This window comes from Campylobacter sp. TTU-622 (genome assembly GCF_016598965.1).
GTDB lineage: Bacteria > Campylobacterota > Campylobacteria > Campylobacterales > Campylobacteraceae > Campylobacter_D.
The window spans coordinates 14,803-39,540 of record NZ_JAENKR010000002.1; the positions used below are offsets into that span (position 1 = coordinate 14,803).

Here is a 24,738-nt window from a genome sequence, read left to right on the forward strand (position 1 = left end):
TACTTTTTATGGCATTGGGTATCCATTCTTTAAAAAGTAGAAATATCCTAGACAAATAAAAAGGAAAAATATGTCTCGTATAGGTAAACAACCAGTTTCTATTCCAGATGGGATAGAAGTTACAATAGAAGGAAATTTCTTAAAATTTAAAAAAGGAAATTTAATAAAAGAGCTTGATACAAAAGCTAATGTTAATGTTGAAATTAAAGATAAGCAAATTATTTTCTCTCCAAAGGGTGAAGACAGACAAAGTAGAGCTTATTGGGGAACTTATAGAGCGCTTGCTTATAATGTGATTGTGGGAATGACTCAAGGTTTCTCAAAAACTCTTGAAATCAATGGTGTTGGTTATAAAGCAGCATTAAAAGGTAAAGTATTAGAATTAATACTTGGTTTCTCACATCCTATTAATTATGATATTCCAGAAGGTATTGAAATTGTAGTAGATAAAAATAATATCATTGTAAAAGGAAGTGATAAGCAAGTTGTTGGACAAGTTGCTGCTCAAATTCGTGAGTTTAGACCACCAGAGCCATATAAGGGTAAAGGCGTTAAATATTCTGATGAGCGTATTATCCGTAAAGCTGGTAAAACATCTAAGAAGTAAGGATAGGGTATGAGAATAAATATATTAAAAAGAAAAATTTCTTTAAGAATTAAAAGAAAAAAGAGAATTAGAGCAAGAATTTCAGGAACTGAAGTTTTACCTAGAATTTCTGTGTTTAAATCAAATAAAACCCTATATATACAAGCTATTGATGATGTTAAAGCTGTAACTTTAGCAGCAATTGATGGACGTAAGATAAATGTAAAAGCAAATAAAGAGGGTGCTAAAAAAATAGCTGCTGAATTTGCAAAAATTTTAAAAGCTAAAAAAATCGAACAAGGTATTTTTGATAGAAATGGTTATGTTTATCATGGTGTAATTGCAGCTTTAGCTGAATCTTTAAGAGAAAATGGCATTAAGCTATAACCCAAAGGAGGATCGATGGAAAAATATAATAGAGAAGAATTTGAAGAAGTAATCGTCGATATTGGCAGGGTTACTAAAGTTGTTAAAGGTGGTAGAAGATTTAGATTTACTGCTTTAGTTATAGTAGGAAATCGTAAAGGTTTAGTAGGTGTAGGCTATGGAAAAGCTAAAGAAGTTCCTGATGCTATTCGCAAAGCTGTTGATGATGCCTTTAAAAATATGGTTGAAGTAAAAACTAAAGGTTCTACTATCGCTCACGATGTTGAAGTTAAATATAATGCAAGTAGAATTTTACTTAGACCAGCAAGCGAAGGAACGGGAGTTATAGCAGGTGGTTCAACACGTCCTATTGTGGAACTTGCGGGTATTAAGGATATTTTAACTAAATCTTTAGGTTCAAATAATTCAGCTAATGTGGTTCGTGCTACAATCAAAGCTTTAACAATGTTAAAAGGATAAGAAGATGAATTTAACAAAAGCAGCGGGTTCAACGCATAAAACTAAAAGAATTGGCCGTGGTCAAGGCTCTGGTATGGGTAAGACTGCCACCAAAGGAGGAAAAGGCCAAACTGCAAGAAAAGGTTATAATGAAAAAAGAGGTTTTGAGGGAGGACAACAACCACTTCAAAGAAGATTACCAAAAGTAGGTTTTACTTCTAGAGTGGAAAAACCTTATGTAATTAATGTTGAAAAAATTGTAGCTATTAAAGAATTAAGCGAAATTAGCTTTGAAAGCATTAAAAGCATACATAAAATTTCAAAAGCTGTTAAAAAAATAAAATTAATTGGAAAAAGTGCTAAAGATTTAGCTTCTAAAATTAAAGATCAGAATATAAGTATTAGTGGAATAAAATAATGAATAAAGCATTGACGAATAAAATTTTAATTACCTTAGCGTTTTTATTCGCCTATAGGGTTTTAGCTTATGTGGCTGTTCCTGGCGTCAATGCTGATGTAATTGCAGAATTTTTTAATAATAATCAAAATAATGCCTTAGGTTTGTTTAATGTTTTTAGCGGAGGAGCAGCTGAGCGATTTTCTATTATTTCTTTAGGGATTATGCCTTATATTACAGCTTCTATTATTATGGAACTTTTAGCTGCCACCTTTCCAAATATTGGAAAAATGAAAAAAGAACGTGATGGTATGCAAAAATATATGCAGATTATCCGTTATGCAACTATTTTTATAACTTTAGTTCAAAGTGTAGGTGTGGCTATAGGTTTGCAAAGTTTACACGGACGCGGAGGCATTAATGCCATTATATTAGAGGATGCAAATACCTTTATAGCTCTTTGTGCTATTTCTATGCTTGCAGGAACTATACTTTTGATGTGGATAGGAGAGCAAATTACACAAAAAGGTGTTGGTAATGGTATTTCTTTGATTATTTTTGCTGGAATTGTTTCAGCTATTCCAAGAGCTATAGAAAATACTGTGGGTCAAATTAATTCAGGGGAAATGAATTTTTTAAGCGCATTTGTTATTTTTGTTTTGATTCTTTTAACTATAGGTATTATAATTTATGTAGAATTAGGAGAGCGTCGTATTCCAATTTCTTATTCGCGTAAAGTTGTAATGCAAAATCAAAATAAACGTATTATGAACTATATTCCTATTAAATTAAATTTAAGCGGTGTTATACCTCCTATTTTTGCAAGTGCGATTTTAATGTTTCCAGCTACAATTTTACAATCAAGTACCAATTCTTATTTACAAGCTATTAATGATTTTTTAAATCCAAATGGTTATATATTTCATATTCTAACATTCTTTTTTGTTATTTTCTTTGCTTATTTTTATTCTTCTATAGTGTTTAATTCTAAAGATATAGCAGAAAATCTTAAAAAGCAAGGAGGGTTTATACCAGGAATTAGACCTGGAGAAGGAACGGCAAATTATTTAAATGAAATTGCATCAAGACTTACTTTATCAGGTTCTATTTATCTTGGGCTTATAGCCACTTTACCTTGGGTTTTAGTTAAATTTATGGGAGTACCTTTTAATTTTGGAGGTACTTCTGTTTTAATTGTTGTTCAAGTTGCCCTTGATACAATGAGAAAAATTGAAGCTCAAATTTATATGAGCAAATACCAAACTCTTAGCGCAGTAGGTTTATAGACAAAGGAATTTTTCTTTGTCTATAATTTATCAAAAATATTTAGCAATCTTTATCTTGCACAATACTTGATAAAATTATTTTTTATTATTTGATCAATTAATTTTTATAAGCCTTAATGCTTTTTAGTTTATATAAGCTTAAAACTTTTACGATGAAGTCTGCAAGGTCCAAATTTTTGAATCAATTCTTTATGCTTTTTTGTGCCATAAGCTTTATTTTTTTCAAAATTATAATAAGGAAATTCTTTAGCCAAAAAATTCATCACCTTATCTTTACTGACTTTTGAAAGTATGCTAGCTGCACTTACTTGAGGAATTTTAGAATCAGCTTTTATAAGAGTTCTTATACCATTTATACCATAATTTGTATTGCCATCGTATAAAAAGTCATTATCTTTACTAAAATGTCTTTTTATAAGCATTAGGCCTATTTTTAAACAAGAGCTAAGCCCTAGAGTATCAATTTGTTCTGATGAAAAGCTAAGTATTAGATAGTTTGAATTTTTAATGATTTGTGTATAAAGCTCTTCTCTCTTTTTTTCGCTTAGTCTTTTAGAATCACAAAGTCCTTTTATATTTTTGTGAAGTTTACAAGCTGATAAAAACATAGGACCAGCTAGAGCCCCGCGTCCTGCTTCATCTATACCTATTAAATTATTGCTTATTGTAAGTTCATCTTCTTTAAATAAATTCATAAAAATATTGTAGTGAATTTTATATTTTATTTTCTTTAGTATTAAGATTAAAAATTGATTATGAATTTTTATATTTTTTAATTTAATGAATTTACATTTTAATAGAGTTTAAATAGAAATAGTATTTTATTATTTTTATATATTTTGAAAATTAATTTTTAAATAATATAATTAAACCCTATTAGGGTTTAATTATTCAACGCTAATAGAATCTTTAATATTTGTAAATATTTTTTCACTAATACCATTTACTTTTTTAATATCTTCTATGCTTGTAAAATTTTGATCTTTTCTATAGGTTATAATAGCTTTAGCTCTTGATTCACCTATACCATTAAGAGTTTTTAATTCTTCGATATTTGCTGTATTAATATTAATTTTGGCAAATAATGCATTTAAAAGAATAAAAAATAAAAATCCAATCTTTTTCATTTTTTATCCTAAAAATTCTCTTTTAAAATATTCTTTTGGAGCTCTGCATAAAGGACAAGCAGCAGGAGCTTTTTTACCACGATGAATATGACCACAAACCTCACAAACCCAAAGTTCTTCTACTTCGCTATTAAAAAATTCTTCTTCTTCTAGCATTTTTTTAAGAGCTAAATATTCTCTTTCATGTTCGATTTCTACTTTTCCAATAGCTGTAAACAATCTTGCTATTGCTTTTTTGCCTTCATCTTCTGCAATTTTTGCAAAATTTGGATACATAATACTATGTTCATAATTTTCGCCTTCTGCAGCGCTAATTAAATTTTTTGTTGTAACTTCTAAAGGCTTTCCATCAACGATTTCGTGATAAGCTTTAAATTCAGCTCTTGCATGCCATTTTTCATTTTCAGCCGCTTCTCTAAAATGTTTTGCTATTGCGTGCCAACCTTCTTCTTGTGCTATATCTGCAAATAAATCATATTTATTTCTAGCCATTGATTCGCCTGCAAATGCTTTCATTAAATTAACCGCAGTTAAATCTTTTGTTATGCATTGCATTTCTTCATTACAACAAACTAATTTACCACCACCAACATTTTGAACTTCAACTTCATTGCCACATTTATTGCATTTGTAAGTTTCATATTGTCTCATTGTTTGTCCTTCGTTTATATAGTGTTAAACTTTATGATTTTATAACAAAAAAATTCTTTTGTCAATTAATAATTTTTATTACTTATTAATATATTTATAATATTTTTATTATAAAATATTAATTTTTAATTTTAAAAATATTTAATTTTAAAATTAATATTATATAAAAATTTAATTTTATTATTTAAGAAAGAGGTTATTTTTATAATGAAAAAGCTGATATTTTTAGTTTTTATTTCAATTCTTTATGCAGATGATATGATAACTCCTATATCTAAGGTCTCTTACAATAAAGAAAAGGCTATTTTGGGAAAGAAGCTTTATAATGATACAAGTTTATCAAAAGATGGAACAGTATCTTGTAATACTTGCCATAGAATTGATAATTTCGGAGTTGATAATAAAGAATTTTCAACTGGAGTGAAAGGGCAACTTGATAAACCTTTTAATACTCCTACTACTTTTAACTCGGTATTTAATTTTGTTCAGTTTTGGAATGGTAGAGCCAAAGATTTAAAAGAACAAGCTAAAGTACCATTTTTTAATCCTATAGAAATGGGTTTAGAATCAGAAGAAGAACTAATTCAGAAAATTAATACCAATACTTTATATGTTGATGATTTTAAAAAAATTTATGGCAAGGTTAATATAGATAATATAATGGATGCTATAGCAGAATTTGAAAAAACATTAATTACTTTAAATTCACCTTTTGATAGATATTTGCAAGGTGATAGTACTGCTATATCACAAAAAGCAAAAAGAGGATATGAAGCCTTTAAAAATAATGGTTGTATAGCTTGTCATCAAGGAATAAATATTGGAGGTAATATGTATCAAAAAATTGGAATTTTTGAAGAATATCCTAATCAAGAAGTTTTAGGAAGGTATGAAATAACTAAAAATCCTGAAGATAAAATGGTTTTTAAAGTTCCAAGTTTAAGAAATGTTGCAAAAACAGCTCCTTATTATCATGATGGGTCTATTCCAACTTTAGATGCTTGTGTTCAATTTATGGCTTATTATCAACTTGGTAAATTTTTAGATCAAGAAACTGTTGATGAGATTGTAGCTTTTTTAGAAAGTTTAACAGGAGAATATAATGATCAAATCAAATAAAAGTTTTTTCTTGTATCAATTTGTTTGCTTAGCTGTAATTGTTTTTGTTTTTGTTTTGGCATTATTGTTTTTTATTTTTAGCAATCATTTGAATTCTAAGAGAAATGAGCAAGTTGCAAATTTATTAAATAGATTAGAAATTTTAGATTCTAGGATTGATCAAATTTTTGAAAAGAGATTTAATTTTGTTAATTATGATTCAAGTGTAAGTTTGGTTAAAGAATTTGAAGATTCTTTAACCAAACTTCGTAATTTCTCAATAGATGTTTCAGAAATTGATAATATTTTTAAAACTAAAGTAGAGCAATTAGAAAAATTTAAATCAGCAAATTCTATCGCAATTAATTCAAAAATTTATCTTTATGAATTAAATAAAAATATATTAACAGAATATTTAAACAATCAATTAACAGAGTATCCTAAAATACCTGAAGTTCTTAAAAATACAAATGAAATTTTAACAGTTTTAGCAACGCAAAGCATTTTAGAAAAAACCACTTTAGATATTCTTAGAAAATATATCAATAATTTAAAAAATATAAATATAAAAAATGAAGAGCTTAGTTTATTTTTAAAACATTTTCAAATGATTGTCGATCAAATTTATATTATGCAAGTAAATTCTTCAATGTATTTAGATAATACCTTGGAGACAAAAATTATTGATTTTAAAAATATGACCAATGAAAAATTAGCAACAAAAATGCTTAATAATCTTTATTTTGCTTTAGCTATAGTTTGTATCACTATTGTTTTATTGGGATTATTTATATTAATAACACTTAAAAAAGTTGTTATTCCTATTTCTATTTTAGAAAAGTTAAGTGCTAATCTTGCTGGAAATGAGGCAAATTTAAAAGCAAGATTAAATATTAACCCAAAAAGTGAATTGGGAAAAAGTGCAGGTTATATTAATACTTTTATTTCTACTGTTGAAAATTCTGTTCTTGAAGCAATTCATAGTGCAGAAATGTCTTATAAGAATTCAAAATTACTTAAAAATAATGTAAGTTTATTAGAAGAGAGTTCAAATTCTCAAAATGAACAAATTAAAAGTGTAAGAGGTATCACAAAAGCTCTAGATAGTCATATAGACTTAGCCCATAATCTTGCCCAAGAAAGTATTAATAATATGCAAGATATGAGTATATTAATGAATAAAGTAGAATCAACTTTATCAGATCTTGTAGGTTTGATAAATGAAAGCAATGAGAAAGAACAAAATATTGTTAAAAATATGGATTATTTAACTCAAACTGCTGATAATATTATTTCTATTACAAGCTCCATAAGGGATATTTCAGATCAAACCAATCTTTTGGCTTTAAATGCCGCCATTGAAGCTGCTCGTGCAGGAGAGCACGGAAGAGGTTTTGCTGTTGTGGCTGATGAGGTAGGGCAGTTGGCCGATAAAACAAGTAAATCTTTGGTTGATATTAATACAACTGTTCAAATGATAGTGCAACAAATTAATGATAATAAATCTTTAATGGATACTATTCATGATTCTATGAAAGAAACTTCTCTTAAAACAAATGATTTGCAAAAAGAACTTGTAAATTCCATGTATAAATTAGAATCAAGCAAGCAATCAGCTCAAACAATGAAGGATAAAAGCGTTGAAATAAAAGATAAAATGTTAAATTTAGGGGGTAATATTGATAAGGTAAGCGAACTTGCTAACTCGGTTAAAGAACTTTCAATGGAAATAAATACTATTTCAGAGGATGTATTAGAAGGCGCTTCAAAACTTTCTGAAAAATTAGGAAGTTTTAAGTAATTGATAATAAAATATTTTAATTTTTTTAATAAGGAGGCGTTATGGAGTTTTTAGAGCTTTTATTGGTATTGATTGCTTTAATCTTAATGATTAAAAAACCAGAAAAAGAAAAACTTGCTTTTACTTTGGTAATAATAGCTTGGTTAATGATGGTTTTTTTCTATGTTGGTCACAAAACTGGCGCACTTTTAACTATAATGAATTTATAAAGAAAGGGCTAAAATGAACGAGATTAATAAAACAAAAAATTTTTATACTTTAATGTGTTTAGCGGGTTTTTTAATCATACTTTTACCCGTTGGAATTGCGAATATGGTTTTTGGCTATATATTGGGTGATAGTCCTTGTACTCTTTGCTGGGGTCAAAGAGAAGCTATGATTTTTATAGGAGTAATAGCCCTTTTTATAGTCCGTTATGGTATAAAAGGAAAATATTTAGCCGCCCTTTTAATTATGACTGCTATTGGTCTTTATCAGTCCTTTGCTCACTATGGAAATCACGCTCATCGCGATTTAGATCAAGGTTTTGGATTAGCTGTTTTTGGAATTCATACATATTTTTGGGCTGAAGTTGTATTTTGGGCTGTTGTATTATTGTTAGGTGTAATTTTTGCTTTTGCTCCTAAATTTAGTGCTTTTGAAAAAGAATTAAATGGGGAACAATTTAGAAGATTTACTAAATTTAGTTTTACTGCTGTATTAATTAGTGCTTTAATTATAGCTTCAAATGTTTTTCAAGCTTTTGTAAGTACCGGAATTCCTCCATATGTGGGACAAGGAGATCCAGTAAGATTTACCTTAAATCCAAAATATGTTATTTGGAGCACAGAAGGCTGGAATGGCTTATGGCAAAATATATCTTTTTTAGGAAAACGTGATGTTAAGGCACCTGATTATGCTTTTGCTCCTGCAAGTGAAAAATTAGGGATTAAATTTGATAATAACATTAATAATTCTCCATTTGCCAAGATTGATAATGAATTAAGTATTGTAAAAGAAGAAACTATATCATTTTATAAGCCTATAAATACGCTTGATTATATTAATAATGAATTTATAGCAAGTTCTAAATGGGATGTTGCTTTTCTTGATGATAATTTTAAAATCAAAGAAAGTTTCGAACTAGATCCTTATTTTTCAGCTACTATTGATCCTATCATAGGAATTATTCCTTATATGAATGATAAATTTATTCTTATGGGTTCAAATAAATCATTTTTAAGATTTAAGAAAAATCCTAATGCTGATGATGCTTTGCAATATGCTGATTTTATAAAAGGTTCAAACAATTTTGAAGGTCAAGGAAAAGGTTTAGGTCGTGGAAGATTGGATACTGTAAGATCTAAATTTAATCATGTATTAAGTATGACCGCGGATAATAATTATTTTTATCTTGCAACAACTCCAAACAATAAAGATGCAAAAACTTTTGTTATTTCCAAATTTTCTTTAAAAGATTGTGTATTGTCTGGAGAATTTACACCTAAAGCTGAGCTCAAGGAAGGAAAAACTTTAGGAGATCTTTATATAACTTCAATGACTTATAAAGATGGTTTGATTTATGCATTAAGTAAAAATCATAATGTTATTGCAGTGATTGATCCGGAAAAAGAAGAAGTGATAAAAGTTATTTCTTATCCACAAGTTATTACAAATGCAAGAAGTATTTTCTTTAAAGATGGATCAATAAATATTCTATCTTATCAGAATAACGAAAATAAACTTTATGTTTTAAATTAATGATAAACCCTAGTTTTCTAGGGTTTATTTTTTAGTTTTAATTTTATTAATTTATAGCCAAAATCATCAATATATTCATTAAAGCCTTCAAAGCCCATTTTTTTATAAAATTTTATAGCATTTAAATTTTCTTTATTAACTTCAACTTTTTGTATATTAAAATCATTTAGAACTTTTTTTATAAGCTTTTCTCCGTATTTTTGACGAAAATATTGAGGATCGATAAAAAGCATTTTTATAATATCCTTATAAAATCCCAAAAAGCCAACCAAGTTGTTATTTTTATAATAAAATAAAAATTGAAGTTTTTCTAGTCCATTATTTTTTAGATAGTCTTTTATGATATTGAAATTTTTTTTATCTAAAAAGTGATGAGTAGCTAAAACGCTTTTTTCCCAAATATCAAGTAAAGATTTTTTTTCATTTTCATTTAGTTTTTTTAAATATTTTATTTTGTTTGAATAAGGAATTTTATCTTCTAGATTGGCTTGATTAAATCCTTTTAAGCGAAGCAGACAACTATCACATTCACCACAAGCTTCATTTTCATTTTCATAACAAGACCAAGTAAGTTCTAAAGGGATATTTTTTTTTAAAGCCAAAGAAACAATTTGCTCTTTTTTTAGATTGATTAATGGGGCTATGATTTCAACTTTATAATTTTTGCTTGTTCCTTCATTAATAAATTCTTTTGTTTTTTTTATAAATTGAGCTGTGCAGTCTGGATATCCACTACCATCTTCTTCGACTACTCCTATAAAAATAGCTTCGCATTTTTCTTTTTCTGCCAAAGAGCCTGCTATGCTTAAAAAAATTCCATTTCTAAATGGCACATAGGTAATAGGTGGTGTATCGTTTGAGTGAAGTTCGTTTTTTGGTATAGATAAATTTGTATTTGTTAAAGCATTTCCTCCTATTTCTTTTATAAAAGAAGTATCTAAAATATAAGATTTTTCTACTCCTAGGTTTTTACAAATTTGTTTAAAACATTCTCTTTCTTTATTTTGTGTGCGTTGATTATAATCAAAATGCAAAGCTATTATTTTAAAACCTTGTTCTTTTGCCAAATAAGCACACGTAGTACTATCCATTCCTCCGCTTATAATGCAAAGTGCTCTTTTATCCATTTATATCCTTTTACTTTTTATGATTTTATCATTTTTTTAATTATTAATAAAAAAAGTATTTTGTATTTATAGATGATTATAATATTATAAATTTTTGTTTAAGCATTTGTTATTGAATTTTATTGCTATTAAAATAAAAGAAGTAAATTATTTATTTAACGATGATTTTCAAAGAAGAAAATGATAAAATCATCTTAAAAATTATAAAGGATATAAATGATTAGCATAAATTTGATAGAACATATTTTTAAAGCTGCATCAATTAGTAGATGGAATGATTATCCAAGAATGACAAATTTGGTTGAGCTTGATAAACAAGCGCATAAATTTATTATTGCTTATTTTATTGCTAAAATGGAGCAAAATATTAATATGAGAGTTATTATCGAGGGTGGAATATTTGAATTTTTAAGCCGTGTTGTTGTAACTGATATACGTCCAGATGTTTATCATGAGATATTAAGACAAAAAAAAGATGAGATTAATAAATGGGTATTGAGTAAAGTAGAACCTATGATAGGTCATATTGAAAATGGAGAATTTTTAAAACGTTTCGAAGAATATTTAAAAGCTAATACTTATGCTAAAGAAAAATTGATTTTAAAAGCAGCATCTTATTTTGCAACAAAGTGGGAATTTAATATAGTTTATCAAACATCATCTTTTTTAAATGATATAGAAGAAATTAAAAGTAAAGTTGAAGAAGAATTAGAAGATTATTATGAGCTTATAGGTGTTAGAAAAATTGCCTTAAATCAAAAAATTGCCAAAATTATTGAGTTAAGCGGAAGACTTCGTTTCCAAAAACGCTGGGCTCAAACACCTAGAATTCCAGAAACTGCTGTTTTAGGACATATGCTAGTAGTAGCTATTTTGGGATATTTTTATTCTTTAGAAATAAAAGCTTGTGATAAAAGACTTGAAAATAATTTTTATTGTGCTTTGTTTCACGATTTGCCCGAAAGTTTAACTAGAGATATTATAAGTCCTGTTAAATACGGCGTAGATGGGCTTCATACTATTATTAATGATTATGAAATGAAACTTATAAATGAAAGAATTTTACCTTTAATTCCTGAAAATTTAAGAGCTGAATTTGCGTATATTTTAGGCATAAGAGAAGGAAGAGAAAATGAGGGAGTTTTTGTAAAAAATGAATTTGAAAACCGCACCTATAAAAATAAAGTAGTAGAGCTTTGTAGTGGAAGTTTAGCTTCTTTTAATCAAAATGAATTTGGGGCTATTGATGGTAAAGCTTTAAAACATTGTGACAAATTAGCAGCTTTCATTGAAGCTGGGCTTTCTATTAGTTATGGAGTGCGATCAAAAGAATTAGAAGATGGATTTAAAGATATGTTTAATTTTTTTGAACAAAATAAAACTATAGATGGGGTAAATTTTTTAACAATTTGTGAAGAATTTAAAAAATATTTCAGCTTAAATATTTAAACCATTAAAATTTTTTAAATTAAAATTTAATATATTTTAAATAAAAATATATTAAATTATTAGAAATTTATTGAGGAGGTAAAAAATGAAAACCAATGATTGTCAAAAACATATTGTTTTGTCTTTTTTTATAGGAATTTTAGCTGGAGTATTTGGTGCTATTGTTAAGTGGGGTTGGGAAGTTCCTTTTCCTCCTAGAAATCCAAATTTTCCTTGGCCATTGGATTCTTTAGAGAGAACTACTCCTCCTAAAATTTTTTTAGAACAGCTTGGTTTGCCAACAGATTTAACTTATATTTTTTCTGGAATAGAATTGCCTCTTTCAATTTTTATTGTTCATGTGGGATTTTCTATTGTATTTGCTGTAGCTTATTGTATGATAGCAGAGTATTATCCTCGCATTAAAATGTGGCAAGGTGCTGTTTTTGGATTTTTTGTTTATCTTTTTGCTCATGTTATGGTTATGCCTTTAATAGCAGAAGTTCCGCCACTTTCGCAAATTCCTTTAGATGAGCATATTTCTGAATTATTTGGTCATATAGTTTGGCTTTGGGGTATAGAAATAGTTCGTAGGGATATTAGAAATCGTATTACCAAGGAAATAGAATAAAAACCTTTTCCCAGGTGACTGCGGCACATATTAAATTTAAGTGCTCTGCTGTATTCCTACCCTGAAGCGATGTTTAAAAAAAATATTGCACAGGTCTGAAAAAAGGCTCGTGCATTATATCATAATATGCTTAAAAAGTCTTGAGCTTAATAAATAAATTATAATATTTTTTGTATAATATATCCTAATTTTTAAAAATATGATTATAAAGAATAATTATTATATAAGGAAAATAATGGAAGTTAGATGGAGTAAAGATTTTAGCATTAAAAATATGCAATTAGATAAACAACATGAGCTTATTTTTGAAATTGCTAGAGTTTCAAATGATTTGGTCCAAAAAATTAAAGATAATAAAATGCAATATAAAGATGATTTAAAACAAGTTCTTGCAAAATTATTTCAATATATAAAAACTCATTTTAAAGATGAAGAAAAATTTATGGAAAGTATTAATTTTCCATTAATTGAAGAGCATAAAAAATCTCATAAAATTTTAATAGAAAAAACCAAAGATCTTTTAGAGCATTCAGATGATATTATAAAAATGTCTCGTGAGCTTTCTACATTAACTGAAGAATGGATTTTAGATCATATTGCTAATGAAGATTTATGGATTGCTAATTTTACAAGTAAAGCTTTGCATCTTAAAGAAATTCATTATACATTAGATCAGTATATAAAATTAAAATCAATTAGACAAGATTTAACAACTGAAAAAACTCATGATTATATTTGCAATTGTCCTTTATATGTCCATACAGTTCCACAAACAATACACGAAGAGCTTGTTAGTAGAGAGAATGATTTAAAGTGTAGCAAATGTGGTCAAATCTTGGTGCATTTAGATAATTTTGACTTAAATCAAAATTCTGAAGAATTAAATTATATTTTTGAAAATATATTAACAGAACAAGATTTTATAAATGTTAAAAATGATGATATTGGTAACATCATGGGGGGGGGATAGATGAATTTTCAAACAAAAACTTTGGAAACATTCAATCCTTTTGAAAGCTTAAAATATGAACAAGAATCGACAAAGGAAATTCTTGATTTTAAAATTCTTGATTTGAAACTTTTATGTTCAAGTATAAAACCAGCAAGAACAAAAATTTATGAAAAAAAAGATTTTGATTTATTTTATGCCGATGATTTTTTTGTAAAAAATTATAACACTATGGTGCAAAAATTTCTAATAGAAATTTATCCCAAAAATCAAAAAGATACATTTACAATTAAGCTTAAAGCTAATGCTAATTTAACCTATTTAAAAGCTTGTGTTAGTTTTGCAGATAATTTTAAATATTATTCACATTTAAAATTTGATATTTTGCAAAGTATTTACAAGGCAATGATTAAACAGAAATTTTTAATCTTAAGGCTTGATAAAAATTTGTTTGAAAAGATTGATAATTTTACTTTGTTAATGCAAGAAAATCCATCCATTAAAGAAATGGAATTTGAAATTGCTAAAGGGGTTGATAAAATTGAGCATAAAAGTGATGAAGTTATTTATCATAGAGATGTCAATGAGATATGTTTTAGTGAAAATGTTAATTATGATGAAGGAAAATATTGCAAACCTATTGAAAAAAATGAATTGCTTTTTGAATATGTTTATAGAATTCAAGGAAAAGAAGGGCGCAATTTAAAAGGAGAAATTCTAAATATAAATCCTATTGTCTTTTTAGATAATCCCTTTGTTATAAAAGATGAAAGTATTTATACAGAAGAATTAGAAGATAGGATTAGATATTTTAGTGCAAATTATGGATTTTTAAATAAAGATCGTATAGGATATAGTGTTACAAATAATTTAAAAGTGTCACAAATAGGATTAAAAACAACAGGATCTATTAAAACAAATATTGATGAAAATATAAATTTAGAAATTGCTAATTTTGATATAAGTGATGATGCAATTAAGTCAGGTATTGTAAATGTACAAGCTTCTGATATAAAAGTAAATGGTAGTATTGGAGCAACAAAACTTCAAGGAAGAAATATCTATATAAAAGGTTTAACTCATGCAAAAAGTGAAATTTTTGCACAAGACGCTTTTATTCTAACGCACAAGGGAAGATTAGAAGCAAATACTGTATATATAAAAAATTTAGAAAATGGAACTGTTATAGCTAAGAATGTTTTTGTTGAAAATTGCATAGGCGCGAAAATAGAGGCTGAAAATATTTATATTTGTAATTTATTAACAGATAATGTTTTATATCCTAAGAAAAATCTAATTGTTACAAATGTTTTAAAATTTAAAAATAATATCCATATTTCGCCTATATTATCTATAGAGAATAATATGGCCATAGAATATGAAAATATTAAAAAATTAAGTCTTAAAATTAAAAATAAACTTAATGAAACGATAGGTAAAATGCAAAATTATTATGATTATTTAATCAAAAATCAAGCTAAAATTATCAAACTTCAAAAAAAAGAAAATTCCAATACTATAGAAGCGAAATTTTTAGATCTTTATCATGATATTATAGAAAAATATAATCAATTTAGTGTTATATATAAAAAATTAATAAAATTAAAGCATCAGATTGATGTTAAGTTAAATTTTTTTGATGAAATGGTTTATAATATAAAAATTTATATAAGAACTGAAAATATAGGTGAAGATAATTTTTTAAAATTTTATCCAAAGATTAATACCAATTTTGAATTAAAACATAGTATCAATATAAAAGATTGTGGAAAAGTTTTTTACCTTGAGAAGGGAAAACAAATAGATTATATTAAATCAAGTTATTCTTATAATGAAAGTGAAATTGAAGAGATTAAAGAGCTTTTCGAACAACTAGAAAAAGATAATCTTTAATTATCTTTTCATATTAATAGCCTTTTGAATCATTTGATCACTTGTTGTAATACTTTTTGAACTTGCATCAAAAGCTTTTTGCATTACAATAAGATTTGAAAGTTCTACACTTAAATCTACATTAGATTGCTCTAGATATCCTCCTTTAAATTTAGCCGTATTAACTATTTCTCCATTTTTCATTATAAAAGTAGGATCTCCGCTATTTGCAGTAGCTGCAAAAATATTGTCTCCTATTGCTGCTAAACCTTGTTCATTTATAAAATTATAAAGAGCAAGTTTTCCAACTATACCATTTTTGCCATTGCTAAATTGTGCAATTATGCTTCCATCATCAGATATACTGTATTGTTCAAAGAATCCTTCTGCTACACCATCTTGTTGTGTAACTATATTTTTTTCAACCCCTTCTTTTATATAAATTCCACTATAACCAGAGCCAGGTTTATTGGCATCGTAAGGAGTTCCTAAATCTATATTGATTATTCCACCATTTGGATTTGTAATGCTTGTGATATTATTTTGAAGTAAAGCCCCATTTTTATCAAAAATCATGTTTCCTTCAGTTGGATTACCTATGGCTTTGCCATTAGAGTCATAAATTTGTGCAATAGCTTTATATTGTATATTATCACCTTCTTGTGGCAAAATTCTTTCAAGTGTAACTCTTAAAGTACTTTTGCTCCCATCTGCGTTGTAAATAGGAGACTCCAAAATATCTTTATTAGCTTTTTGTTGTTCTGTAGCAATTTGAGCTGTATCAAGTTTTATGCTATTTTCATCTAGGCCTTTTAGATCAAGCTCATTGCTTGTAAAATTTAAATTTTCATCTAAAGTTGCTTCAAAACTTGTTTTTACTCCATTATTATCGGTAAAATTTAAAATAATTCTATCGCCCGCTTTTGCACTAAATACATCTTCTTTGCTAACACTGCCACTAACTATATACTTTCCATCTTCAGTTTTTGTAATATTAAATTTACTGGGATCAAGATCTACTTTAACTATTTCTGTCGTTGTGTTGGTGTTTAAACTTCCACTCCATTTTACGTTTTGAGTTACTTGAGGAGGTAAATACATATTTACAGGAACTTTAATAGCTCCTTGTGATGTGGTTGTTCCTATGCCAAAAGAATTGTTTGAGTTAATTGTAAAACCACTATTTACAGGAGAGCCTGTATCAAGATAATCTCCCATAAGCCCAGCAACTCTATCGCTGTAATTGATACTTGTAAAAGCTGGATTCATTGTGCCTAAAACATAATTTCCATAAGAATCTACAAGATAACCATTCGCATCTCTTCTAAAAGATCCATTTCTTGTATAATAAGCTCCTCCATCTGATCCTAAGACCCCAAAAAAACCTTTTCCTTGTAAAGCTACATCAAATTCTCCATCACTTGCAACAGGTGAACCTTGAGAAAAATCTAATTTTGATGAAGCTGAAGTTGATCCATATCCACTTTGACCAGGATTTGTAGATTGAGATACAACGGTTTGATAAAAGACATCTTTAAATTCTGCATTTGAATTTTTAAAACCTATGGTATTAACATTAGCTATATTATTAGCTGAAATGTCTATACCAAAGCTATTTGACTTTACTCCAGAAATTCCATTGTAAAATGCATTCATCATAGTTTATGCCTTTTCTTCTTTATCACTATCTCCTGTATCCCCAGTATCCCCTGTATCAGAAGAATCTCCATTTGAGCTCGAGCTATCTCCCACTGTAGATGAGGATGAGCCAAGTTTATAGTCGCTAATTTCACCAATATCATCAAAGCTTACATATTGACCACCCATTTTTGCGTAAGCAACCCCGTCGACAAATTTAATACCCTCTATAGGATAGGTTCCATAGTTTGCAGTAATTTTTTCACCATTTTTATTATTATAAACTACTTTTACACTATACTCTCCATCTCCAGCATAAACGCCATCATTGTCTCTACCAGGCCATTCTAAAGTAAATAAACCTTTTGAAACTTCTTTTCCTTCGTTACTTTTTTCTGAGAATATTAATTTATTATTTTTGTCATAAACCTCTAAAGTAATTCCTTTATCATCAGAATCTTCAGGCAAATACATTTTAAGTGCAATAACTTCATCAGCACCAGTTAATTTAATAGTATTTGCATTAACTGTGGCCATTTTTCCTATAGCTCCAACTGCTGCAGTACTCATACTTGTGCTAAAAGAATTAGAAAGTTTTTCCATAGTTTCAACCATTTTTTGCATAGTGGTATTAGTATTTTGTTGCATTTCAAGTGCACTAAGCTGTGAAGTTTGGGTAAGCATTTTGTCACTATCCATAGGATCTGTTGGATCTTGATGTTGAAGTTCTATTAAAAGAAGTTTTAAAAACGCATCTTTATCTAAAGTAGCATTTGGATTACTTACCACACCAGAACTACTACTGCTCGTGCTAGATGAACTATCTGCTCTAGTTGTTTTATTAATTTCGCTGGTGCTGGCAGTATTTGTCCAGTTAAGGTTGCTATTCCAAGTTGTTGTGGCCATTATCAAATCCTTTTTTTGTTAAGTTTTTTTTAATTAAAAGCAAAAAGTATTCCAACTTAGAAATATTTTGCTAAAACAAGCTCTAAATTAACTTTTTCACTTTCATTTTGCCCATCTAAAGTATCTTTAAAGCCATATCCGCTACGATTTTTTCCTTGATCTTGATTTTGCTCTCTTTTTCCTTGATCGCTAAAATTCATTTCAAGTCCAGTAAATCCCATATTTACAAGGGAATTTTTAAATTCAGCTTGATTTTGTATAAAAAGATTCATAGTATTAGTATTGGAATTAAAATTAATATGTAAATTATTTCCTCTTTGAACTAATGTAACCTCAACCTCTCCTAAATTAGATGGATTAAGAGTGATGTTAATTTTTGTAATAGGTGCTTTATATTGTTCTATGGCTTCTTTTAGGTCATTTGAAAAATATTGTAAAGTTTCTTTTACGCTTATAGAATTTCTAGTTTGATTATGATTTATTCTGCTTAACTCTTTGATTAAAGAATTTAAATCTTCAGAATTTTTTTCTATGGTCTTTTCTTCTTTATTTTGATTGTTTGAATTTTGATTGAAATCTTTATTTTGATTATTATCAAAAGTAGAGTTATTGTTTTTATTTGATTCTTTTAAAATTTTATCTATATTTTCTAAATTAATTTTTTGTTCAAAATTAGTTTGTTTCAAGTCTTTATGATTTTCTTGTTTATAATCTTTTTGAATACTATTAAATTCTTTCTGATTTAAATTAACAATTTGAGAGCTTTTTATCGTCTCATTTTTGTTAAAGTTGCTATTTTTTATTGTTTCTTCTTGTTTAATAATTTGTTCTTTTTTTTGCGTATCATTGATTTTGCTATCTAAATTTTTATCAATATTTTTTTCAACTTCATTTTTAATATCTTTGGAAGTAAGTTGAGTTTTTTCTTGTTTGATTTCATTTTTAATATTTTTTAGTTCTTGATCATTTTCTTTTAATTTATTTTCAACTTCATTTTTAATATCTTTGGAAGTAAGTTGAGTTTTTTCTTGTTTGATTTCATTTTTAATATTTTTTAGTTCTTGATTTTGCAAAAGACTATCTTTAAAATCTTTGATTTTTATATTTGTGTTTTCATTTAGATCTAGACTATTGGTTTTTGTGTTTTCTTTTTTATCTTTAGTTAAAAGATCGAGATTTTTTAGAGTTTCAGAAAGTAAAGAATTCGCATTGTTTTCTTTGGTTTTGTTTTGAGTTAAAGATAGTTTGTTGGTATTGATCTCTTTATTTTTAATAAGATGAGTGATTTTATTGTTGATAATTTCTTTAAAAACATTATCAATAGAATTTTTAAAAAAATTTGCTTTATCTAAGTTTGGAAAAGTAGCTTTTAAATCGAGCAAGCGATCTACTTTTATATTTTTAACATTCAAGCCTAGATCTTTTGCTATATTTAAAAGTTCGCTTAAATTATTTGCTTGTTTTAAGGCATTAAAATTAGCTTCTGTTTTAACAATTTGTGTTAATTGAGAGCTTAAATTTCCAAGTTTAATATCAGTTGTATTTGCTTTTAGTTTATCAAGCATAGAAAGAATTTGCATAAAAGAAGCTGATTCAAAAATACTTATTTTATCATTTTCATCAAAAGTTCCTTGCTGAAGCTTATTTAAAGCTTCATTAACAACTTCTTTTTTACTAATTTTCATATGATCTGGTAAAAATTCATTAGTCTCTTCGATAGATTGTAATAAAGAATTTAAAAAATCTTCTCGTTGATCTTCTTTGTCGTTTTCATTTTGATTTTTTGTATCCTTAACCTCAGTATTTTTGCTTTCTTTGCTCTTATCTGTTTTATTAAAATTTGTTTTGGAATTACTTGGAGTTGGATTTAAATTTAATATATCATTTTGTGAGGTTAGGCTTGACATAATAATCCTTAATAATTTAAAAATTTATTTTTTTTAAGTACAGGAAATCTTTCCTCTAAAAAATCATTATTATGAACTTTAATCATTTTATTGCTTATTTCTGCAAGAATTTGTAATAGTTCATTTAAATTATTAGCATTTTGAATTTTTATAAAATTTTCATTATTGGATAATAGTTCTGTTAATTCACCTGAAATTCTTGCCATTTTTTTATTTTTATTTGATTTTAAAATTTCTAAAAGATTTAAAATTTCTAAAAGAGTATTATTTTTTTTATTAACAACTTTAAGATTTAATTCTTCTAAAATTTCTTGTTCTAGTGGTTTTGACATTTTAATTCCTTCAATTTTGATTTTACACTAAGATTAAAAGCAATAAGCGTTCCAAGTTTTAATTTTTAATTTTTAAGTATTTTTTATATATAATTTTCATCTTTTAATTTTGAAGCTTTGGAGAAAATTTTGGAAAATATTAGAAATATTGCGGTAATTGCTCACGTTGATCATGGCAAAACTACAATGGTTGATGAATTGCTTAAACAATCAGGAACTTTTAGTGATAGAGAACAAATTTCAGAACGCGTAATGGATAGCAATGATATTGAAAAAGAAAGAGGTATTACTATACTTTCTAAGAATACTGCTATTAATTATAAAGGCACTAAGATTAATATTATTGATACCCCAGGTCACGCTGATTTTGGCGGCGAGGTAGAGCGTGTTTTAAAGATGATTGATGGAGTTTTACTTTTAGTTGATGCACAAGAAGGAGTAATGCCTCAAACCAAATTTGTAGTTAAAAAAGCCCTATCTTTAGGACTTAAACCTATAGTAGTGATTAATAAAATTGATAAACCAGCTGCAGATCCTGAACGCGTGATTAATGAAATTTTTGATCTTTTTGTAGCTTTAGATGCAAATGATGAGCAGCTTGATTTTGCCATAGTTTATGCAGCAGCAAAAAATGGTTATGCAAAGCTTGATTTAAATGATACAAATGATAACATGGAGCCTCTTTTTAAAACAATTTTAGAACGCGTACCTGCTCCAAGTGGAAATAATGAAAATCCTTTGCAATTGCAAGTTTTTACTTTGGGATATGATAATTTTGTAGGTAAAATAGGTATTGCAAGAATTTTTAATGGAAGCATAAAGAAAAATCAGAATGTAATGCTTGCTAAAGCTGATGGAAGCAAAGTAAATGGTAGAATTTCAAAGCTCATTGGTTTTATGGGCTTAGAAAAAATGGATATTGACGAAGCGAATAGTGGAGATATAGTAGCTATTGCTGGTTTTGAAACTTTAGAAGTAGGGGATAGCATTGTAGATCCAAACAATCCTATGCCTCTTGATCCTTTGCATATAGAAGAGCCAACTTTAAGTATAGTATTTTCGGTAAATGATGGACCGCTAGCTGGAACTGAGGGAAAACATGTAACTTCAAATAAAATTGCAGAGCGCCTAGAAGCTGAAATGAAAACAAATATCGCTATGAAATATGAAAATAGTGGTGAGGGTAAATTTAAAGTAAGTGGTAGAGGAGAGCTTCAAATTACTATTTTAGCTGAAAATATGCGTCGCGAAGGTTTTGAGTTTTGCATGGGAAGGCCCGAAGTTATAGTAAAAGTTGAAAATGGAGTTAAAACAGAGCCTTTTGAACATTTAGTTATAGATGTACCAGATGAATTTAGTGGTGCTGTGATAGAAAAGCTTGGCAAAAGAAAAGCCGAAATGAAAACTATGGTTCCAACAGGAGATGGGCAAACAAGATTAGAGTTTGAAATTCCAGCACGCGGACTTATAGGCTTTAGAAGTCAATTTTTAACAGATACTAAGGGCGAAGGGATAATGAATCATAGTTTTTTAGAATTTCGTCCTTTTAGCGGTGCAGTTGAAAAACGCAATAATGGAGCATTGATTTCTATGGAAAATGGCGTAGCTTTAGGATATTCTCTTTTTAATTTGCAAGATAGAGGTGTACTTTTTATAGATCCTCAAACTAAAGTTTATACAGGTATGATTATAGGAGAGCATTCGCGTCCAAATGATTTAGATGTAAATCCAATTAAAGGAAAAAATCTTACAAATGTTAGAGCAAGTGGAAGTGATGATGCTATTAAACTTGTACCACCTAGAAAATTAAGCCTTGAAAGAGCTTTAGAATGGATAGAAGAAGATGAGCTTGTTGAGGTTACTCCGCAAAATATTCGTGTGCGTAAGCGTTATCTTGATCCAACTCAAAGAAAAAGAATGGAAAAAGCAAAATCTTAATTGTATTTTGCTTTTGGCAAGATTATAGCTTAGAATTTTAGATTTATTTTTTATTTAAAAGCTTAAAGTCAATATAAAAAAGAATTCATTACAAATTTTATAGTTATAAATTTTAAATTTCAAGGTAATAATGCAAAATTTAGAAAAGCAAAGAGTATTTCTTATAAAGCGATTGGGTATTTTAAAATTTTTAAGTATTTTAGAAGCTTTTCTTATAGGGTTTTTGTCTTTTATTTTTATTAAGGATTTACTTATAGCTTTGATTTTGGCTATTTTTACGGGAATTTTTTTCTTTCGTTTTATAAGTAAAAAGTTAAAAAAGAATCAAAAAGAATTAGAATTAAATATTTTAAAGTTATTTTTATGTCGTTTTGGAGCAAAACTAAAACAAATTGGAATAAATCAAAAAGAGTTTGAAGCTTTAGCTTTAAGTGAAAAATTAGAAGAAATCAAGAGTTTTAATACTTTTAAATTTAATGATTTTACTATTTATGATTTGCAATTTATAGATGAAAGAAAGCGTTATTTTTGTGGGATTTTAATTAAATTTTCAAAAATAAATAAAGAAATTCGTTTTGATAACGAAGAAATAATTTATAATAAACTAAAAGATAAATTTTTTAATATTAAATTTTGTTTTGGTAAGGAAAAAAACTATTTAATTTCTACTTTAACACATCCATTTTTTATTGATTTTAATCATAGTGTAGAAGATAATTTAAAAAATTTGGAAAAAAATTTACAAATGATTAAAAATAAATTTTTAAATTAATTTTTTATTTTTAAATAAATATTTATTTTGCTAAAATGATTTTAATACAAAAAGAGGAGTTTTAGCAATGAAGAAATTATTTTTAATTTTTATGCTAATTTGTTTAGCTAATGCCAAAAATTTTAAAGATTATAAAATCGGCGAAGAGCTTAATGATAAGCAAGGTGTTGAGTATTTTGAAGAATTTTCTAAAAGACCTATACAACAATGGCCAAGTAAAAATTTAAGTATCGATGATGTGCCAAAAGGAGAGGAGGGAAAATTAATTCGTTATGGCATACAACTTTTAAGTAAAACAGAGAGTATATTAGGACCCAAGGGTAAGCTTAAAATAACCAATAATGAAGTTAATTGCATAGCTTGTCATATGGATGATAATAATGGTTTGCCTGGTACTAAAAAATATGTTATCCCTTTTTTAAATGTTATAAATAATTATCCAAAACTTGATATAGAAACAATGAAAATTATTTCTTTAGAAGATAGAATTCGTGGCATGGGAGGAACAGATTCTCATAAATTTCCTGATAATTCTAAAGAAATGAAAGCAATTTTAGCTTATTTTAAATGGCTTAAAAAAGCTTATGGTATAAAAGATGGAGTAAGACTTGAAGGAGATTTTTTTGCTAAAATGGATTTTCCAAATCGTCCAGCCGATCCTGTGCGCGGAAAAAAACTTTTTGAAGAAAATTGTGTAGCTTGTCATGGTGAAAAGGGATTAGGCGTTAAAAATGAAAATTATACGCAAGGCGGGGGCCATCTTTATCCATCGTTACTTATTTATCCTGATGGAGGACATATGTCAATGATACCTTTTTTAGCAAGATTTTTAAAATCAGCTATGCCTTATGGTGCAAGTTATGATAATCCTATTTTAAGCAATGAAGATGCACTTGATATTGCAGCTTATGTTAATACAGGTTTTGTAAGAATGCCAATTACGACAACAGAAAATCGTGCAGGACTTGATACTGCTTATAGTAAGTCTCCTTCTTTAAAACCAGAATATTTTGCATCCCCACAGCAAAATTTAGATCCAAAAGAATATATAAAAGTTAAATATGGACCTTGGAAAAATCCAAATTATTTTCCAGGAGAATGATTAAGATTTAAAAGCTTGTTTTTTAAACAAGCTTTATTTTAATCATCAAATTTTTGTCCTAAAATATTTCCATTTATATCTGTATAAACTTTCATATTATTATTAAATTTAAATTTATAACCATTAATTTCTTTGCTTACTTCTATGATTTGCGCATTTGCTTGAGAAGCTTGAACTTTAGAAATTAAATTAGCAGGTAAAAAACCAGTTGGAATAGCTTTATAATTTCCATCAATTTCTTTCCATTCTCCATTGATAATAAAATCAATTTCTGTGCCATCATTTAAAGTAACATCAAAAGAATCAATATCTTTTTTTACAAGAGCTATTTGAGTTCCTTTAAAATAAGTTTGGATAAATTTTTGAGCATTTTGCGGTAAAGAATCAACCGAAACAACCATATCAGCATAAAGCATTGCTACTGTGGCTAAAATTGCAAAAAATATTTTTTTCATAAAAACTCCTTAAAAAATTTTTGATTGAATGAATTGTAATCATAATTTGTGAAGTGAATATAAAAAGAATGAGCAACAGTTAAAAAAATATCAATAAATTTTTGTTATTCTTATTAAAAATAAAAATGAAATGTTTTTTATTATTTTTAATTTTAAAAATTTTTAAATAA

The 24,738-nt window shown here is 27.3% G+C and carries 25 protein-coding genes, 1 other RNA gene and 2 pseudogenes; 17 read left to right on the forward strand and 11 right to left on the reverse strand.

Annotated elements, in window-relative coordinates; genetic code table 11:
* Positions 1-70 precede the first annotated feature (70 nt).
* Genes rplF through secY form a run of 5 tightly spaced genes read left to right on the forward strand, consistent with a single transcriptional unit; the run spans position 71 to position 3,094 of the window.
* The gene (rplF, locus tag JG677_RS00605) at positions 71-607 is read left to right on the forward strand and encodes a 50S ribosomal protein L6 (protein ID WP_200169177.1); all 537 of its coding nucleotides are present in this window, start codon (positions 71-73) and stop codon (positions 605-607) included.
* 9 nt (positions 608-616) lie between these two features.
* Complete coding sequence (gene rplR / locus JG677_RS00610; protein WP_200169178.1) at positions 617-973, forward strand: 50S ribosomal protein L18; 357 nt, start codon at positions 617-619, stop codon at positions 971-973.
* A 15-nt stretch (positions 974-988) separates the two neighbouring features.
* Positions 989-1,432: a 30S ribosomal protein S5 gene (gene rpsE, locus JG677_RS00615; protein WP_131163245.1), complete on the forward strand. Its 444-nt coding sequence runs from the start codon at positions 989-991 to the stop codon at positions 1,430-1,432.
* A gap of 4 nt (positions 1,433-1,436) precedes the next feature.
* Positions 1,437-1,829, forward strand: coding sequence for a 50S ribosomal protein L15 (gene rplO / locus JG677_RS00620; protein ID WP_200169179.1), 393 nt, complete (start codon positions 1,437-1,439; stop codon positions 1,827-1,829).
* A complete protein-coding gene (gene secY, locus JG677_RS00625) occupies positions 1,829-3,094 on the forward strand; it encodes a preprotein translocase subunit SecY (RefSeq protein WP_200284642.1) in 1,266 nt (421 codons plus the stop codon). The genes rplO and secY overlap by 1 nt, the downstream gene beginning before the upstream one ends.
* 128 nt (positions 3,095-3,222) lie before the next feature.
* Here secY and JG677_RS00630 read toward each other — a convergent pair whose 3' ends face one another.
* From JG677_RS00630 to JG677_RS00640, 3 genes are all read right to left on the reverse strand, one after another.
* Positions 3,223-3,789 carry a ribonuclease HII gene (locus JG677_RS00630; protein ID WP_200169181.1) on the reverse strand — a complete coding sequence of 189 codons (567 nt, stop codon included), beginning with the start codon at positions 3,787-3,789 and terminating at the stop codon, positions 3,223-3,225.
* A gap of 192 nt (positions 3,790-3,981) precedes the next feature.
* The gene (locus JG677_RS00635) at positions 3,982-4,221 is read right to left on the reverse strand and encodes a ComEA family DNA-binding protein (RefSeq protein ID WP_200217019.1); all 240 of its coding nucleotides are present in this window, start codon (positions 4,219-4,221) and stop codon (positions 3,982-3,984) included.
* 3 nt (positions 4,222-4,224) lie between these two features.
* Positions 4,225-4,872: a ferritin family protein gene (locus JG677_RS00640; protein WP_200169183.1), complete on the reverse strand. Its 648-nt coding sequence runs from the start codon at positions 4,870-4,872 to the stop codon at positions 4,225-4,227.
* Between the two features lie 207 nt (positions 4,873-5,079).
* On the opposite strand from JG677_RS00640, the gene JG677_RS00645 reads away from it, so the two are divergent.
* The 5 genes and pseudogenes from JG677_RS00645 (at position 5,080) to dsbI (ending at position 9,511) form a co-directional block, all read left to right on the forward strand.
* Positions 5,080-5,991, forward strand: a complete 912-nt coding sequence (locus JG677_RS00645) for a cytochrome-c peroxidase (protein WP_200169184.1) — start codon at positions 5,080-5,082, stop codon at positions 5,989-5,991.
* Positions 5,975-6,595, forward strand: a pseudogene (locus JG677_RS09055) (DAHL domain-containing protein); the annotation flags it as partial. The gene JG677_RS00645 and the pseudogene JG677_RS09055, both read left to right, overlap by 17 nt.
* Before the next feature lie 633 nt (positions 6,596-7,228).
* A complete protein-coding gene (locus tag JG677_RS09060; RefSeq protein WP_442778885.1) occupies positions 7,229-7,771 on the forward strand; it encodes a methyl-accepting chemotaxis protein in 543 nt (180 codons plus the stop codon).
* A 41-nt stretch (positions 7,772-7,812) separates the two neighbouring features.
* Positions 7,813-7,980 (forward strand): disulfide bond formation protein Dba, encoded by a 168-nt coding sequence (dba, locus tag JG677_RS00655; protein WP_200169185.1) that lies wholly within the window; start codon positions 7,813-7,815, stop codon positions 7,978-7,980.
* 13 nt (positions 7,981-7,993) lie between these two features.
* Positions 7,994-9,511 carry a disulfide bond formation protein DsbI gene (gene dsbI, locus JG677_RS00660; protein ID WP_200284644.1) on the forward strand — a complete coding sequence of 506 codons (1,518 nt, stop codon included), beginning with the start codon at positions 7,994-7,996 and terminating at the stop codon, positions 9,509-9,511.
* Positions 9,512-9,528: 17 nt separating this feature from the next.
* Here dsbI and JG677_RS09015 read toward each other — a convergent pair whose 3' ends face one another.
* Positions 9,529-9,981 (reverse strand): GNAT family N-acetyltransferase, encoded by a 453-nt coding sequence (locus JG677_RS09015; RefSeq protein ID WP_325099451.1) that lies wholly within the window; start codon positions 9,979-9,981, stop codon positions 9,529-9,531.
* A pseudogene (queC, locus tag JG677_RS08730) lies at positions 9,967-10,638 on the reverse strand (7-cyano-7-deazaguanine synthase QueC); the annotation flags it as partial. The gene JG677_RS09015 and the pseudogene queC, both read right to left, overlap by 15 nt.
* Positions 10,639-10,854: 216 nt before the next feature.
* On the opposite strand from queC, the gene JG677_RS00670 reads away from it, so the two are divergent.
* Together JG677_RS00670 and JG677_RS00675 are read left to right on the forward strand one after the other, a co-directional pair.
* On the forward strand, positions 10,855-12,087 hold the full coding sequence (locus tag JG677_RS00670; protein ID WP_200169188.1) for an HD domain-containing protein: 1,233 nt from the start codon (positions 10,855-10,857) through the stop codon (positions 12,085-12,087).
* A gap of 85 nt (positions 12,088-12,172) precedes the next feature.
* On the forward strand, positions 12,173-12,697 hold the full coding sequence (locus JG677_RS00675; protein WP_200169189.1) for a YagU family protein: 525 nt from the start codon (positions 12,173-12,175) through the stop codon (positions 12,695-12,697).
* A 4-nt stretch (positions 12,698-12,701) separates the two neighbouring features.
* Here JG677_RS00675 and ffs read toward each other — a convergent pair.
* Positions 12,702-12,799: signal recognition particle sRNA small type (gene ffs / locus JG677_RS00680), an RNA gene on the reverse strand.
* Positions 12,800-12,932: 133 nt separating this feature from the next.
* On the opposite strand from ffs, the gene JG677_RS00685 reads away from it, so the two are divergent.
* Both JG677_RS00685 and JG677_RS00690 read left to right on the forward strand, forming a co-directional pair.
* Positions 12,933-13,667 carry a hemerythrin family protein gene (locus JG677_RS00685; protein WP_200284655.1) on the forward strand — a complete coding sequence of 245 codons (735 nt, stop codon included), beginning with the start codon at positions 12,933-12,935 and terminating at the stop codon, positions 13,665-13,667.
* Positions 13,668-15,539, forward strand: coding sequence for a flagellar assembly protein A (locus JG677_RS00690; RefSeq protein ID WP_200284657.1), 1,872 nt, complete (start codon positions 13,668-13,670; stop codon positions 15,537-15,539).
* Here JG677_RS00690 and JG677_RS00695 read toward each other — a convergent pair whose 3' ends face one another.
* Genes JG677_RS00695 through JG677_RS00710 form a run of 4 tightly spaced genes read right to left on the reverse strand, consistent with a single transcriptional unit; the run spans position 15,540 to position 20,301 of the window.
* Positions 15,540-17,177, reverse strand: coding sequence for a flagellar hook-basal body complex protein (locus JG677_RS00695; RefSeq protein WP_200284659.1), 1,638 nt, complete (start codon positions 17,175-17,177; stop codon positions 15,540-15,542).
* A 3-nt stretch (positions 17,178-17,180) separates the two neighbouring features.
* Positions 17,181-18,065 (reverse strand): flagellar basal body rod modification protein, encoded by an 885-nt coding sequence (locus tag JG677_RS00700; protein WP_200217048.1) that lies wholly within the window; start codon positions 18,063-18,065, stop codon positions 17,181-17,183.
* Positions 18,066-18,118: 53 nt separating this feature from the next.
* On the reverse strand, positions 18,119-19,969 hold the full coding sequence (locus JG677_RS00705) for a flagellar hook-length control protein FliK (protein WP_200284661.1): 1,851 nt from the start codon (positions 19,967-19,969) through the stop codon (positions 18,119-18,121).
* Positions 19,970-19,977: 8 nt separating this feature from the next.
* Positions 19,978-20,301 carry a hypothetical protein gene (locus tag JG677_RS00710; protein ID WP_200169194.1) on the reverse strand — a complete coding sequence of 108 codons (324 nt, stop codon included), beginning with the start codon at positions 20,299-20,301 and terminating at the stop codon, positions 19,978-19,980.
* A gap of 129 nt (positions 20,302-20,430) precedes the next feature.
* Here JG677_RS00710 and typA point away from each other — a divergent pair, with 129 nt between their 5' ends.
* The 3 genes from typA (at position 20,431) to JG677_RS00725 (ending at position 24,113) form a co-directional block, all read left to right on the forward strand.
* Positions 20,431-22,239 carry a translational GTPase TypA gene (typA, locus tag JG677_RS00715; RefSeq protein WP_200169195.1) on the forward strand — a complete coding sequence of 603 codons (1,809 nt, stop codon included), beginning with the start codon at positions 20,431-20,433 and terminating at the stop codon, positions 22,237-22,239.
* Positions 22,240-22,369: 130 nt separating this feature from the next.
* Positions 22,370-23,011 carry a poly(A) polymerase gene (locus tag JG677_RS00720; RefSeq protein WP_200284663.1) on the forward strand — a complete coding sequence of 214 codons (642 nt, stop codon included), beginning with the start codon at positions 22,370-22,372 and terminating at the stop codon, positions 23,009-23,011.
* 67 nt (positions 23,012-23,078) lie between these two features.
* Positions 23,079-24,113: a c-type cytochrome gene (locus JG677_RS00725; RefSeq protein WP_200217006.1), complete on the forward strand. Its 1,035-nt coding sequence runs from the start codon at positions 23,079-23,081 to the stop codon at positions 24,111-24,113.
* Positions 24,114-24,151: 38 nt separating this feature from the next.
* On the opposite strand, the gene JG677_RS00730 is transcribed toward JG677_RS00725, so the two are convergent.
* Positions 24,152-24,568 carry a PepSY-like domain-containing protein gene (locus JG677_RS00730; protein WP_200217005.1) on the reverse strand — a complete coding sequence of 139 codons (417 nt, stop codon included), beginning with the start codon at positions 24,566-24,568 and terminating at the stop codon, positions 24,152-24,154.
* Positions 24,569-24,738: the final 170 nt, after the last annotated feature.